At 42.4% G+C, this 14,327-nt stretch carries 15 protein-coding genes; 6 read left to right on the plus strand and 9 right to left on the minus strand.

The genetic code is table 11. The features are described from left to right. Positions 1 to 77 precede the first annotated feature (77 nt). From NSQ36_RS18925 to NSQ36_RS18940, 4 genes are all read left to right on the plus strand, one after another. A complete protein-coding gene (locus tag NSQ36_RS18925; RefSeq protein ID WP_003215121.1) occupies positions 78 to 1,043 on the plus strand; it encodes an ABC transporter substrate-binding protein in 966 nt (321 codons plus the stop codon). 78 nt (positions 1,044 to 1,121) lie between these two features. After that, positions 1,122 to 1,856, plus strand: coding sequence for an alpha/beta hydrolase-fold protein (locus tag NSQ36_RS18930; RefSeq protein ID WP_339206457.1), 735 nt, complete (start codon positions 1,122 to 1,124; stop codon positions 1,854 to 1,856). 72 nt (positions 1,857 to 1,928) lie between these two features. Further along, positions 1,929 to 2,075 carry a YycC family protein gene (locus NSQ36_RS18935; RefSeq protein WP_003214589.1) on the plus strand — a complete coding sequence of 49 codons (147 nt, stop codon included), beginning with the start codon at positions 1,929 to 1,931 and terminating at the stop codon, positions 2,073 to 2,075. Between the two features lie 22 nt (positions 2,076 to 2,097). After that, complete coding sequence (locus tag NSQ36_RS18940) at positions 2,098 to 3,312, plus strand: MFS transporter (protein ID WP_003214688.1); 1,215 nt, start codon at positions 2,098 to 2,100, stop codon at positions 3,310 to 3,312. A 40-nt stretch (positions 3,313 to 3,352) separates the two neighbouring features. On the opposite strand, the gene rplI is transcribed toward NSQ36_RS18940, so the two are convergent. From rplI to NSQ36_RS18955, 3 genes are read right to left on the minus strand one after another with little or no spacing between them, the layout of a single operon-like run. Continuing rightward, complete coding sequence (rplI, locus tag NSQ36_RS18945; RefSeq protein WP_044139055.1) at positions 3,353 to 3,802, minus strand: 50S ribosomal protein L9; 450 nt, start codon at positions 3,800 to 3,802, stop codon at positions 3,353 to 3,355. Beyond that, entirely contained in the window at positions 3,799 to 5,778 is a 1,980-nt protein-coding gene (locus tag NSQ36_RS18950; protein WP_003214961.1) for a DHH family phosphoesterase, read from the minus strand. The genes rplI and NSQ36_RS18950 overlap by 4 nt, the downstream gene beginning before the upstream one ends. A gap of 30 nt (positions 5,779 to 5,808) precedes the next feature. Then, positions 5,809 to 6,747 carry a YybS family protein gene (locus NSQ36_RS18955; RefSeq protein ID WP_335353061.1) on the minus strand — a complete coding sequence of 313 codons (939 nt, stop codon included), beginning with the start codon at positions 6,745 to 6,747 and terminating at the stop codon, positions 5,809 to 5,811. Between the two features lie 302 nt (positions 6,748 to 7,049). Between NSQ36_RS18955 and NSQ36_RS18960 the strand changes: the two genes are divergently transcribed. Continuing rightward, positions 7,050 to 7,979 (plus strand): manganese-dependent inorganic pyrophosphatase, encoded by a 930-nt coding sequence (locus NSQ36_RS18960; RefSeq protein WP_335353060.1) that lies wholly within the window; start codon positions 7,050 to 7,052, stop codon positions 7,977 to 7,979. Between the two features lie 44 nt (positions 7,980 to 8,023). Here the strand turns inward: NSQ36_RS18960 and NSQ36_RS18965 are convergent, their stop codons facing one another. From NSQ36_RS18965 to NSQ36_RS18975, 3 genes are all read right to left on the minus strand, one after another. Then, a complete protein-coding gene (locus NSQ36_RS18965; protein WP_044139051.1) occupies positions 8,024 to 8,881 on the minus strand; it encodes a DUF3298 and DUF4163 domain-containing protein in 858 nt (285 codons plus the stop codon). Continuing rightward, entirely contained in the window at positions 8,882 to 9,376 is a 495-nt protein-coding gene (locus NSQ36_RS18970) for an RNA polymerase sigma factor (protein WP_212046509.1), read from the minus strand. A gap of 148 nt (positions 9,377 to 9,524) precedes the next feature. Beyond that, positions 9,525 to 10,181 carry a hypothetical protein gene (locus NSQ36_RS18975; RefSeq protein WP_137054094.1) on the minus strand — a complete coding sequence of 219 codons (657 nt, stop codon included), beginning with the start codon at positions 10,179 to 10,181 and terminating at the stop codon, positions 9,525 to 9,527. Positions 10,182 to 10,285: 104 nt separating this feature from the next. On the opposite strand from NSQ36_RS18975, the gene katX reads away from it, so the two are divergent. Continuing rightward, positions 10,286 to 11,875 carry a catalase KatX gene (katX, locus tag NSQ36_RS18980; protein WP_339206460.1) on the plus strand — a complete coding sequence of 530 codons (1,590 nt, stop codon included), beginning with the start codon at positions 10,286 to 10,288 and terminating at the stop codon, positions 11,873 to 11,875. Positions 11,876 to 11,923: 48 nt separating this feature from the next. Here katX and wrbA read toward each other — a convergent pair whose 3' ends face one another. The 3 genes from wrbA to NSQ36_RS18995 are packed head-to-tail and all read right to left on the minus strand — an operon-like array spanning position 11,924 to position 14,187. Then, complete coding sequence (gene wrbA / locus NSQ36_RS18985) at positions 11,924 to 12,592, minus strand: NAD(P)H:quinone oxidoreductase (RefSeq protein ID WP_034620302.1); 669 nt, start codon at positions 12,590 to 12,592, stop codon at positions 11,924 to 11,926. A gap of 18 nt (positions 12,593 to 12,610) precedes the next feature. Then, a complete protein-coding gene (locus tag NSQ36_RS18990; RefSeq protein ID WP_034620304.1) occupies positions 12,611 to 13,219 on the minus strand; it encodes an alpha/beta hydrolase in 609 nt (202 codons plus the stop codon). Further along, complete coding sequence (locus NSQ36_RS18995; protein WP_253621948.1) at positions 13,216 to 14,187, minus strand: ring-cleaving dioxygenase; 972 nt, start codon at positions 14,185 to 14,187, stop codon at positions 13,216 to 13,218. The genes NSQ36_RS18990 and NSQ36_RS18995 overlap by 4 nt, the downstream gene beginning before the upstream one ends. Between the last annotated feature and the right edge of the window lie 140 nt (positions 14,188 to 14,327).

Below are 14,327 nucleotides of genomic sequence, written 5' to 3' on the forward strand. Positions count from 1 at the left end.
AATTGTCTATGGATAAAAGGACAAAAGCCTAATACAATCTTTAATTGAGAACAATTATCAGTTAAAGGAGAAAACAAATGAAAAAATGGTTAGCATTGCTTATCCTTTGTATCATGACGATCACCACAGCTGCCTGTGGTGCTGCAGAAAATAAACCTGCTTCAAACACAACCAAAAGCAAGTCAGCTGAAATAGCAGAAACAAACATCAATTACTTAGATCAAACGTACAAACTCAAAACGCCAGTGAAACGAATTGTCATTGCTGGAAGCCTAGAATCAATGGAAGATGCCAAATTACTTAATATCGAGCCTATTGGTGCTTCTACAGTAGGCGGCACATTCCCTGAATTATTTAAAGACATCACAGCGAAAACAGAAGGCATCGGTGAAAAAACGGAACCGAATCTAGAAAAAATCTTAAAACTAAAACCAGACGTGATACTCGGATCAACAAAGTTTCCACCTGCAACAATTAAAAAATTGGATAAAGTCCAAACAACGATCCCAGTATCCCATGTCTCTTCTGACTGGGAAAGCAATCTTTTATTGCTCGGTACACTTACTGGAAAAAGTGAAGAAGCGAAAAACATCATTTCTGATTATCAGAAAGACCTCAAACAAGCGAAAGAAACCCTGAAAGACAAAAGCAGCAACAAAACAGCTGTCATTTTACGCATTAGACAAGGCGACCTGTACGTGTACCCTGAAGACGTATACTTCAACTCTACCTTATATGGGGACTTAGGATTTACAGCACCAAGTGATATCAAAAAAGCCAAAGCACAAGCATTGATTTCATTGGAGCGCCTGGGCGAACTCAATCCTGACTATATTTTCGTTCAGTTCTCTAAAGAGGAAAACTCATCGAAACCTAACGCATTAAAAGACTTAGAGGAAAATAAAATTTGGACAAGCCTAAAAGCTGTGAAAAATGGGCACATCAATGAAAATGTCGTTGATCCTATGCTTCAAGGAGGAACTGCACTAAGCAAAACAACCTTCCTTGATAAGGCCGTCAAATGGTTAGAGAAAAACAACTAAAAAAAGAAGACAAAGGGTTAATGTTTAGCCCTTTGTCTTCTTTTCAGCTTATTTGAGAATCTTGAGGAGTGAATACATATGAACGGAACGTTTCTATATGACGAGTTTAACGGGCGTCAGCTTGATATTTACGTTCCACATGACACCTCTATTAATGTTCCAGCTGTCTTTGTACAAGATGGCTCTTCTTTATTTAGAACACACCTGCTAGAGATCGAAAGACTGATCGAAGCCAAAACCATCTCTCCAATCATCATTGTCGGCATACACCCCTTCAATCGACTTGACGAGTATACACCATGGAAGGCGTCATCACTGCACTCTGGGTTTCCTGACTTTAAAGGCGAGGCACAGACGTATATGTCATTTTTAGCGAATGACTTGCTCCCATATATCAAAAGAAAATATCCAGTCAAACAGACCTGTCATGAACATAGTCACATAGGTGCTTCATTAGGTGGGCTATTTGCAATTTATACTTTATTGATGTACCCTGCTCTTTTTAAAAACATCGCATCTATCTCTGGGTCATTTTGGTATCAAGATTTTCTGCCGTTTGCTAAACAACAAAGCATTCAGTATGTGGATCACCTTATTTATTTGTCTGTGGGCAGTGAAGAAGGTAAAGGCAAAACATCTGCTCAACAGCACATGTCTTTATTCAATAAACAACTACATGATCTTTTATTACAGAAAGGGATGCAGGAATGGCAGCTGCACTATCACATCGAACAAGGGGAGGGCCATCATCTGAAACAATTTCAAAAAAATTTCTTATCAGCCCTAAAGTGGTTTTATCAAAGAGAACTCTAATTTTTTATCTGCATGGCACAAAGCCGATATGATATATTGGAACCTATAGATTGAAAGAGGAGGGATTTGCGTATGAGACCATTACAAATCTCAGCCGATACGGCACAAAAACTTGCGGCATCACTCAATGTACCCATTGAACAAATCATGCATATGCCGCAGCATATCTTAATCGCTAAACTAGCAGAACTTGAACAGAAGAAAGATCGTTCTTCTTAAAGAAATAAAGGAGTTTACATTCATGGAACAACAACTAGAACAATCAACATTACATCCCCGCAGCAAGGGACAAACCATCCTGCTGATTGCTGGGATTTTACTCATTGCATTTAACCTGCGGCCTGCCATTACGTCCGTCGGCCCTCTCATCGGCGCCATTCGTTCCGATTTGCAGCTTTCAAATGGACTTGCGGGTTTTCTCACCACTTTACCACTGCTCTCATTCGCATTGCTTTCTCCAATTGCACCTAAAATCGGAAAGCGTCTTGGCAATGAACGAACCCTTTGGCTTGGGCTTGCTGTCCTTCTATTTGGGATTGTGATTCGCTCGTTTGGCTCGATCACCTTCTTAATGGTGGGAACCGCGCTTGTCGGTGTCGGGATTGCGATATGTAATGTGCTTTTACCAGGGCTTGTGAAGCATAAATTTCCTGCACATGCTGGTTTGATGACGAGCGTGTATACGACTTCGATGTCCGTCTTTGCGGCACTTGCATCAGGTGTCAGTGTTCCGCTCAGCCATGCAATGCCTGGCGGCTGGAATACTTCATTCCTCGTATGGGCTGGCCTTGCACTTCTCGCGATGATGGTCTGGGCGCCGCAGCTTCTTCATCAGAACACAGCGGCCGTCAAAAGCATTTCGCTCACAGAGCAGCCGATATGGCGTTCGCGTGTCGCATGGCAGGTGACCTTTTTTATGGGCTTGCAGTCATTCCTTTTTTATAGCAGCATCGCCTGGTTTCCTGATATTTTAACATCACATGGAATGAACCTGTCGACAGCCGGCTGGATGCTGTCCATTATGCAGTTTGCTGGGCTGCCATCCACCTTTTTAACGCCTGTTTTCGCGGAAAAATTAAAAACACAAAGACCGCTTGTCTTGGGCCTTGTCCTTGTGTATTTACTTGGCATGATTGGGCTTCTTCTCGGAGGATCGACGCCTATTCTTGTGATCTCTGTTTTATTGATCGGCATTGGACAAGGTGCCAGCATCAGTCTGGCGCTCACTTTTATCGGATTACGGACGACCAATATGGAGCAAGCCGCTGCCCTTTCCGGAATGGCGCAGTCTCTCGGTTATTTATTAGCCGCCGTTGGTCCTTTCATGATCGGTATCCTTTTTGATCTCACACATACATGGACGCCATCCATTATCATCTTTATCATCATCCTATTTTTCATGTTTATATCCGGTATGCGAGCCGGACGAAGCGTCTATATTTCAGATCCATCATAAAAAAAGAACCCGCCTCCTCATGAGACGGGTTCTTTTCGGTTTATGCTTGTTCTGTCACGTGTACCTTTAATGTTGCTTGTACCTCTGGATGAAGCTTCACCGGTACATTTGTGTAACCTAATGCACGGATGGCGTCATTCAGCTCGATTTTGCGCTTATCGACTTTGATTTGATGATCTTTTTGCAATTTATCAGCAATTTGTTTGCTTGTAATAGATCCAAACAGACGGCCGCCTTCACCTGATTTTGCTGTTAGTTCCACTGTTAGCGCCTCAAGTGTTTCTTTTAATTGTTTCGCTTGTTCAAGCTCTTGGATGGCATTCTTTTTCTCTTTGTTCTTCTGCCCTTCCAATGCGCTTAGGTTCGTTGGGTTTGCTTCAACTGCTAACCCTTGTTTGATGAGAAAGTTGTGAGCGTATCCGTCAGCTACATTCTTGACTTCGCCTTTTTTCCCTTTGCCTTTTACGTCTTTTAGAAAGATGACTTTCATCTTTGAACCCCTCCTTCGAAATATTCATCAATGGCAGCTTTTAACTGCTCTACCGCTTCTTCAATGGTTATACCATACATTTGGGTTGCAGCGTTAGTTAAATGACCGCCGCCATCTAACGCTTCCATGATAATTTGGACGTTGATATCTCCTAATGATCTCGCACTAATGCACACCGTGTTGTCATCTCGTCTAGCGACAGCAAATGACGCTTCTACCTCACTCATTGACAACAGGGAATCTGCCGTCTGGGCAATCGTGATTTGATCATAATACTCCGAGCTGTCTGACGGTAATGAAGCAATCGCCACCTGATTTTGATACAGATCTGTATGCTGAATGAGCTTTGCCCGTTTGATGTAATGATCGACGGTCTCTTTTAGGAATTTTTGCACAAGGACAGGATCTGCCCCCTTCGCACGAAGATAAGATGCTGCATCAAACGTTCTTGATCCCGTTCTCAGCGAGAAACTCTTCGTATCAACGATGATCCCTGCGAGAAGCGCAGTAGCTTCAATCATGTTAATGCGCAATTTCTTCGGCTGATACTCTAAAAGCTCTGTCACAAGCTCTGCTGTGGATGAAGCATACGGCTCCATATAGACAAGTAATGGGTCACGGATAAACTCCTCGCCGCGTCTATGATGGTCAATGACCACGATATTTTCAATTTTATTGAGTAGTCGTTCTTCCATGACGAGAGACGGTTTATGTGTATCCACGACCACAAGCAGCGTGTCATCCTTCGCAAGCTCCATGGCTTCCTCTGGGGTGATAAAACGTGACCAAAGATCTTCATAATTCTTAATTTCACTAATCAAACGTTGAACACTGTCCCCAATCTGGTTGGCATCAATGACAATATAGCCTTCTTTCCCATTAGCCTGGGCGACCTTTAAAATCCCAATGGATGCACCGATTGAGTCCATGTCTGGGAACTTATGCCCCATAATCATGACATTTCCGCTTTCAGAAACAATTTCTTTTAAAGCATGAGAAATGACTCGTGCGCGTACACGTGTCCGTTTCTCCATTGGATTCGTTTTTCCGCCGTAGAATTTCACTTTTCCATTCGGCTGCTTAATGGCTACCTGATCCCCGCCTCGTCCGAGGGCAAGATCAAGACTCGACTGCGCAAGTGCCCCAAGCTCTTTTAAAGAAGGTACGGATGCACCGATCCCGATACTCAAGGTAAGCGTCGCACTATGCGCTCCTGTTTTCTCACGGACCTCGTCTAGAATAGAGAATTTCGACGCTTCCAGCTCTGCTAAAATGCTCTCATTTAGAACCGCCATAAATCGTTCGGACGAAATTCGCTTCAGGAAAATGCCATATTCCTGTGCCCAATTGTTTAACAGAGACGTCACTTCACTATTAATGGTGCTGCGCACCTGATCGTCAAGACCCTGCGTGACATCATCGTAATTGTCTAAAAAGATATAAGATAACACCGTTCGTTCATTTTCGTACTGTCTTTCAATTTGTACCTGTTCTGTGACATCAAAGAAATATAAAAGGCGCTCTGACCGTTTAATAATGACTTTGAATTTTCGGTCATTCAGCGTCACATTTTCTGTCTCGACCTCTTGTTTAATAAGAGGCACAATGGACTCGAATGTATCATACAAGGATCTGCCGACAAGCGTGCTTTCATGAAAACACGAGGCGAGAAATGGATTTGTCCATTCGATATAATACTGGTCATTAAACAGCATAATACCAATTGGCATTTCCATTAATGCTTCTTCTCCAACCTTTTTGACTCGATAGGATAATGTTGAAATATATGAATCAATCTCTTTTTGCACTTGCGTATCTGCCCACTTTAAGAAGTAGAGCACACCTGCAAGGACTAAAAGACCAACCGCTCCTATGATCCAATTATAATAAAGGTTGAGGAGGACTGTGACCACCGCAAGGAAAATCAAAGCGATGATCGGATACTTGATGACAGGTTTTCTATAGAAGCTTGGCACTGATATCAACTCCTCAACATTCAGAGTGAATTATTTGTTTTTTACTTTTTCTCTTAAATCAAAGCCTATGTCAGCAATCCCTATAATACGCACAATCACAGCGACTGGCGGATAGAGAACCCCTAACACGATAGCGAAAACGGGCACCGCTTTTGAGATGCTTTTTTCGTGGCAATAATAGAAGATAAAAGAAAATCCCTGAATAAGCACCAGTATAAATAAAATTTGAAACGCACTCGTTTGAACGAGCGATAAAAAGCTGCCTTTTTCCGTCTGAATCAGCATCAAAAGCAGTGTGAGTAAATAATACCATACCATGCTTTTTGGCAGCCGCATATCCTTAAATTTCTTCAAGGCTGGCATGTCTTTGACAAACCGTTTGATCAGAGGCTTCACAAACCAGTGGTTCACGAACGCCGTCAGCGTAACTAACATCAACAGCGCGACAGGTAAAGCACTCAATGCAGCATCCTGCATCTCTCTGAACTGCTTCAGCTGCTTCGCAATGTCCTGCTCAGAAGCGCCGGATTGCTTTAAGACACTCTCTAACATCGGAATCATTTGCTCAATCGACTCTTTCGCGATACCCATGATATCGACTTGAAAAAGCTGAACACTGACAACAAAGGAGATAAGAAAACTAAATAAATAGATCAGCGCACCTGTAATGATGGCATTCCCAGGCTGCCGTCTGCTGTAGAAAACACCCATGCCTAATCCGACAGCAATCAGAATTGGCGCCGTCATGAGTCCATTAATAGATCCAATTAAAAAGCTGATCACTATCCCAATAGCGCCAGCAGCAATTCCTTTTTTCAAGCCGTGCCTGATTGTATAGAGGATGATCGGAATCGGAGCAGCTAGAAAGAAAATAATGGATAATAGCGGCACATACAAATAAAACAGCGTCATGACAGAGAAAATACTGATCATGATAGCGCCCTCTACTAACGCTTTTGTTTGTTTCACACCTTCACCTCTATCTAATCCTTTTACTATATCTTGCTCAATGTGTCCTTCTATGTATACGTACGATGTAAGCTACACCATGTCTTACCCCAACCTTTATTTTACCATAGCGGTAAATCGCAAGTAAAATGCAGGCTATCTTAGGAGCGTTTCACGTGGAACACTGATTTCGATTCGTACATGCAACTTTTCAAACAGCATGTTACAATTTTTTAGATTATTCTTAGCTATAAACCCTGAATTCAAGGTCAAAAGCTGTTAGAATAGAAGCATCATCAATAAATGTAAGAAGGAGAATTCACATGGGAAAAACACTCGTATTCGGACACAAAAACCCTGACACAGACACGATTTGCTCTGCTATCGCTTACGCTGATCTAAAAAACAAAATCGGCGTCGAAGCAGAAGCCGTCAGACTTGGAGAAATCAATGGAGAAACACAATTCGCATTAGATTTCTTTAAACAAGAAGCACCTCGTTTCATTGAAACGGCTGCAAACGAAACAAAGCAAGTCATTCTTGTCGATCATAACGAATTCCAACAAAGTGTAAGCGATATTGATCAAGTACAAGTGACTGAGGTCATTGACCATCACCGTATTGCCAACTTTGAAACAAGTGAACCTCTATACTATCGCGCTGAGCCTGTTGGCTGTACAGCAACAATCTTAAACAAAATGTACAAAGAGAACCAAGTGAAGATTGAAAAAGAAATCGCTGGTTTACTTTTATCTGCAATCATTTCTGATTCCTTGCTATTCAAATCACCAACATGCACACAACAAGACATTGATGCTGCGCATGAGCTCGCAAAAATCGCAGGGGTAGATCCAGAAGTTTACGGCCTAGACATGCTAAAAGCTGGCGCTGACCTAAGCCAAAAAACGGTTCAAGAACTAATTACAATTGATGCAAAAGAATTCGCACTAGGAAATAGCAAAGTGGAAATTGCGCAAGTCAATACAGTAGATATCGCAGAAGTTACAGCAAGACAGGCTGATATTGAAGCGAAAATCAATGAAGTCATCGCAGCGAAAGGTCTTGATCTATTCGTTCTAGTGATCACAGACATCCTAGAAAATGACTCTCTTGCACTTGCACTCGGTGCCGAAGCTGCAAAAGTAGAAAAAGCATTTAACGTCACACTTGAAAACAACACCGCTTTACTAAAAGGTGTTGTATCAAGAAAGAAACAAGTCGTACCTGCACTGACAGACGCACTTTCTTCATAAACACAACAAGACTGCTGACATGTTCAGCAGTCTTGTTTCTTCTTTTAATGAATGTACATATCACTTACAAGGACATCCTTTAACACACTTGTTGGAATCGTAAATTCCACTACACCCATGTAACCAGGCGCCACATCATATTCATTAAAGGAAATCACCAGTTTGCCTTTTGAATTGATATAGAAGCTTTGATCTGGCTGAATCTTCTTAAACGGATCAACCGTATCTTGCTTGGTAATCCAATAAATCTTATTTGAATCCTCTTTCATCTGTTTCTTCATTTGGTCTTTAATATTTTCACTAATCACATCAATATAACGGTCATCTTTAAACAAGCTTGGTAATGTAATGAGTACATGATTTTTCTTATCCACCGTATCATACGTCATTTCCTCTGCCGCAGAAGCTTGAGTCGTCACCTTGTATCGACCTAGTGAAAGAATTTGATCATTGTTTGTTCTCACTTCATATCCGCTCTCTACACTTAAATGACCATTTTTATAACCCTTTGTTTCCTTCTCAAAATCTTGATACAGCTTTTTATTTTCAGCTAAATATTTTTGATTCAGGCTGTCTTGTAATTTTCCGTCCCCAAGCCCTGAAACGTGTGGTGTTTTAAGGTCAATATTCGTTCCTTGATCGCTCTTTTTAAATTCTGTGAATGTCACGACTTTCACCAGCTCGCCAATGACAGGTATCTCCGAAATCGCTCTTGCCGCCTGTGGACTGACATTCACAGTCGTGACAAATAGAGCAGCCGCAGCAACAAGTCCGATCGTCCATTGCTGAAAATGAGGTTTTTTGTTTTTTCGTTTTAATGTCCGTTCAACCATAGCATCATATTCCGGCGGAATAGGGATTTCTAAATATTCCTCTTTTAACTGTTCCAAATACTTATCCATTTATATTTCCTCCTGCGATAATTCTACTTTTAAAAGCCGCAACGCCTTATATAATCTTGTTTTGATGGTGTTTTCGTTTTCTTCGAGAATGTGGGCGATGTCCTCTAGTTTTAAATCTTCAAAGAATCTCAAGATAATGATGACCCGGTACATGTCGGGCAAATCCTCTATGGCTCGTCTGACATCTTGATCTTCATAGACATCTAATTCACCCTGTGATAAGAATTCAAGCGTGTCATCGTCTGTCACCTGCACCCGCTTCTTCTTTCGTAAAAAGTCTAGGGCTGCGTTCACCACGATTTTATAAAACCAGCTATGCATCTTGGTCGCATCCTCTAATCGGTGAACAGATTTGAGTGCTTTATGAATCGCCTCTTGAACGACATCCATCGCATCTTCTGGGTTTTTGACATAACTATAGGACAATCGATAAAAACTGTGTTTATGCTCCATTACGTAATCAGCAAATTGATCCTCAATTTTTCGTTTCTTCATTTTACAAAGAGCTCCTTTATCTTAAATGCGCATCGGTTATTTCTTACAATGGATAGACGCGCACCTTTTGAAAATAGTTTGCGCTCGATTATTTTTTAACATGTCATCCCATTTCCGTTTCTATACAAAAAGAGCGAACCAGACAGGTTCACTCCTTCAAAGCGGATATTGTTTGATGGACAAACTGTTTAAGTGGGGAAAGCGGATGAATGATCGGAATGCCTGTCTCCTTTTCCATCTGCTGTGCCGCATAAACCATCGATAGCTGCATCACGCAAATGTCTCCACTTTTTTTCATACATCTTCTGAGCTGCTTTTTAATTTGCTCCTCATAAGCATGCATGTCACCGTTTAGGCAAAGGTGAAAGATATCCTCCATCACCATAACCTCTGCATCAATCTGTTTGCCGTGCTCTTTTGCATATGATTCAAGCCGCTCCATTGTCCCATCCACTGTATCCGGGTTTGAAAACACAAGTTGAAGAGGCCCTTTTCTCTGACAAATCAGTTCAAATAACGGTTCATCAATCGGAACAATCGGTTGCTTAAAGAGATGCTGCTGATCACCCAAGGCGGCAATGTATTGTGTACACGTGAGCAGAATGATGTCGGCTTCATCTTCTTTCATCAATTTGTTGATGGCATAGGTTTGCTGCTTGTGAGGATTAAAATCGGGATCTTGTGTAGCACGTTCTATAAATGATGAATCGACCGTGTGATGCAGCTCAACATCGGTATCACCAAACACCTCTTCTATATAGGACTGATTAGACGGATGGGCATGAAGGCAGTGTAATCGAATCATCAGGTTCGCTCCTCGTGAAAGTTTTCAATCATTATATCAATCCTTGTATGAAATAGGGAGAAAGATGACCATATTGTTAGGGAGATATTGAAGGAGGGATTTAATTGAAAGAAGATCAACACCCTAAACCATCTTCAGAGTCAGAAGACACTTTAACAAATCGTCAAGGTCATCCCGTAACAGACAATCAAAATATGAGAACCGTTGGGAATAGAGGACCCACTACGCTTGAAAACTACGATTTCCTAGAGAAAATCAGTCATTTTGATCGCGAACGTATTCCTGAACGTGTCGTCCATGCGCGCGGGGCCGGAGCTCACGGTTATTTTGAAGCCTATGGCACATTCGGTGATGAACCTATTTCTACTTATACAAGAGCAAAGTTATTTCAGGAAAAAGGGAAAAAGACACCTGTTTTCGTCCGTTTTTCTTCTGTCATTCACGGCGGTCATTCGCCAGAAACGTTGCGCGATCCGAGAGGGTTTGCGATTAAATTTTATACAGAAGAAGGCAACTGGGACCTCGTTGGAAACAACCTGAAAATTTTCTTTATTCGAGATGCTTTGAAGTTTCCAGATTTGGTTCATGCCTTTAAGCCTGATCCTGTCACCAATCGGCAGGACGGCGAGCGTATTTTCGACTTCGTTTCGCAATCTCCTGAAGCGACGCATATGGTGACATTTCTCTTCTCACCTTGGGGCATCCCAGCAACCTATCGCCACATGCAAGGCTCAGGTGTCCATGCGTACAAATGGGTGAACCATGAAGGAAAAGCAGTGCTGGTCAAATATCACTTTGAACCGAAGCAAGGGATTCGCAACCTGACGCAAGAACAGGCTCAAGCGATACAAGGTGAAAACTTTAATCATGCCACACAGGATTTATATGAAGCCATTGAGCAAGGAAATCATCCTGAATGGGAGGTCTATGCGCAGATCATGGAAGATGATGCCCACCCTCACCTCGATTTTGATCCGCTTGATCCGACAAAGCTTTGGTACAAGGATGACTATCCATGGAAACCGATCGGACGGATGGTATTAAATAAAAATCCAGAAAATTATTTCGCAGAAGTTGAGCAGGTTGCCTTTGGGACTGGCGTTCTCGTAGACGGTTTGGATTTCTCAGATGATAAATTGCTTCAAGGGCGCACCTTCTCTTACTCTGATACGCAGCGATATCGTGTGGGACCGAACTATTTACAGCTGCCGATCAATGCACCGAAAAAACATGTCGCCACGAATCAAAGAGATGGGCAAATGGAATACCAGGTCGATCAAGGCAAAGGACAAAATCCCCATGTGAATTATGAACCATCGATCCTCGGAGGATTAAAAGAAGCCAAGCAGGATGGAAAGGATCATACGCCTTTTGTAGAGGGTGACGTCAAACGGGAAGCCATTGACCGCCCGAACAACTTCGGACAAGCCGGAGAAACGTATCGCCGCTTCAATGATTGGGAACGTGAGGAATTGATTAAGAACTTAGTCAACACCCTTGCGACCTGTCAAAAAGACATTCAAGAGCAAATGATCGAAAACTTTACAAAGGCTGACCCTGATTACGGAAAGCGTGTCGCTGACGGCTTAAAAGCTTTTAAACAAGAGCAGCCAAGCGGACCTATAGGATCTACAGGCGCCGCACAAGCTGTAGACGAAGCGATCAACAACAGCACACCATCAGATCCTTATTAAATAAAAAAGAATGCAGCGCCTAGGCTGCATTCTTTTTGTATTCATTGATTAAGCGTTTTGACCTTTTTTGATCCATTCTGCTACATTGACTGTACGTTTTGCTTGATGTTTTGCAGCAGCTTCTGCGTCCTCTTGGATCTTTCCATTTTGGTCAACAGTGACACTCACGCCGTAAGGGTTGCCCCCTGCACCGTATAATGAGTCATCTGTGTATCCAGGAGCGGCAATAATCGCTCCCCAGTGGAACATCGTTGTGTAAAGACTGAGAATGGTCTGCTCCTGCCCACCATTTGGGTTTTGTGCAGAGGTCATCGCACTCACTGCTTTGTTTGCCAATTTCCCTTGGAACCATAAGCCGCCAGTTGTGTCTAAGAATTGCTTCATTTGAGCCGGTAGGTTACCAAAACGTGTTGGCATGCTAAAGATGATGGCATCTGCCCACTCTAAATCACTTAATTGAACCTCTGGGACATCCTTTGTTTCGTCTAAATGTGCTTTCCATGCTGGATTTGATGCTACAACTGCTTCTGGTGCCAATTCAGCAACCTTTAATACTTTCACTTCAGCGCCAGCTTCTTTCGCTCCAGCCTCTGCCCATTTTGCCATCTGATAGTTTGTACCTGTTGAACTATAATAAATAATTGCTAATTTTACGTTTTCCATTTGTTCCATCTCCTTTTGTTTGGTTTGCCCAAAAAGCTTCTGTAAAAATCCCATCTATATTCCCTACCTTCATTAAAATTGACGACGATACCATAATGCCGCAGCATCGACTTCTTCTCTCGTTAGCTGATGTCCGCGATTTTCCCAATGTAGTGTGACCGAAGCGCCTGCGCCTTGCAGCAATTGCTCAAGCTCCTGTGATTCCTCTGGACGGCACATTGGGTCATTTTCACCAGCTGCGATAAAGACTTGTTTCCCCGCCAATGAAGGCAATGAAACTCCGCGTCTTGGAACCATTGGATGATGCAGGATCGCTCCTTTTAACGCATCCTCGTAATGGAATAAAAGACTTCCTGCAATGTTCGCCCCATTGGAATATCCGAGAGCGACGACATTGTGACGATCGAACCCATATTCATCTGCTGCTTCTCCGATAAATGTATAAAGTTCCTCTGTCCGCTCAATTAAATCCTGCTCATCGAAAACACCCTCTGCTAAACGTCTGAAAAAGCGCGGCATACCGTTTTCCAACACATTCCCTCTCACACTAAGAACGGATGCGTCAGCATCTACTAAATCGGCAAGCGGCAATAAATCTTCTTCCGTCCCGCCAGTACCATGCAGTAATAACAAAACAGGTCTTTGTTCATTCTTTCCTTTTCGAAAAAGATGTTTCATCATAAATCTCCTTTCCCTTTGATTTCTCTTACCTCAATAGGCAGTACAATTTGTTCAATCTGACTGCGCTGCGCCTCATATTGCGGTGGCAGTTTCAATGCTTCACCCATTGTTTCCACTGATTCGTCGTGTGCAAACCCTGGAGGATCAGTCGCAATTTCAAATAATATGCCGCCAAGCTCTCTAAAATAAATGGCATTGAAGTAATTTCGATCTTGCACAGGTGTCACTTGATACCCGCTTTGCGCAATATGTCTTTGCCAATCTAATTGATCCTGATCATCTGTCGCTCTCCATGCAATATGATGCACCACTCCAACACCCATACGTCCGCGTGCAACAGGTGTCTTGTTCACATCAATGACATTGCCTATCTCACCAAACGAACGGAATCTCACATAGTCCTCTTCTGCTCCAACTCGTTCAAAACCCATTGTTTGTTCGAGCAGCTGCATCGTTTGCTCAGGCTGTGATGTTAACAAAACAGCTCCGCCAAATCCTTTGATCGCGACATCTGGTGTGACTCCGTTAAATGTCCACTCATTTTGTTTCCCTTCCGCACGCTCTACAAGCTCAATCAACAAGCCGTGTGGATCTTCAAGTGAGAGAAAGGGTTCACCAAAGCGTTCAACCATTTCATAAGAAATATCAAATTGCTCAAGACGTTCCTTCCAGAAAGAGAAAGCGCCTGGCGGTACGACATATGTCGTCACGCCCACTTGACCTGCACCAATTTGTCCCTTTTGTGCACCTGGCCAAGGGAAAAACGTGATAATCGTTCCCGGAGATCCTCCTTCATTTCCAAAATATAAATGGTAAGTACCTGGATCATCAAAATTCACGGTCTTCTTCACGAGACGAAGTCCTAAAACACCTGCATAAAAATCAACGTTCTCCTGAGGATGTCCTACAATTGCTGTGATATGGTGAATTCCTTCTGTTTTCTTCACTTCTAATGACCTCCTAATCATGAAGTAACAAGCCTCTATTCATTATGTCTTTACTGACGTCTTTATATTATCTCGAATTCGAGATATTAAATCAAAAAAATATATTTATCTCGAATTAAGGATATGATGTTTTTAAATAAAAGTCAACGATTTTTGTTTTT

Source organism: Bacillus sp. FSL W8-1143, from assembly GCF_037965155.1.
GTDB classification, from domain to species: Bacteria; Bacillota; Bacilli; order Bacillales; family Bacillaceae; genus Bacillus; species Bacillus pumilus.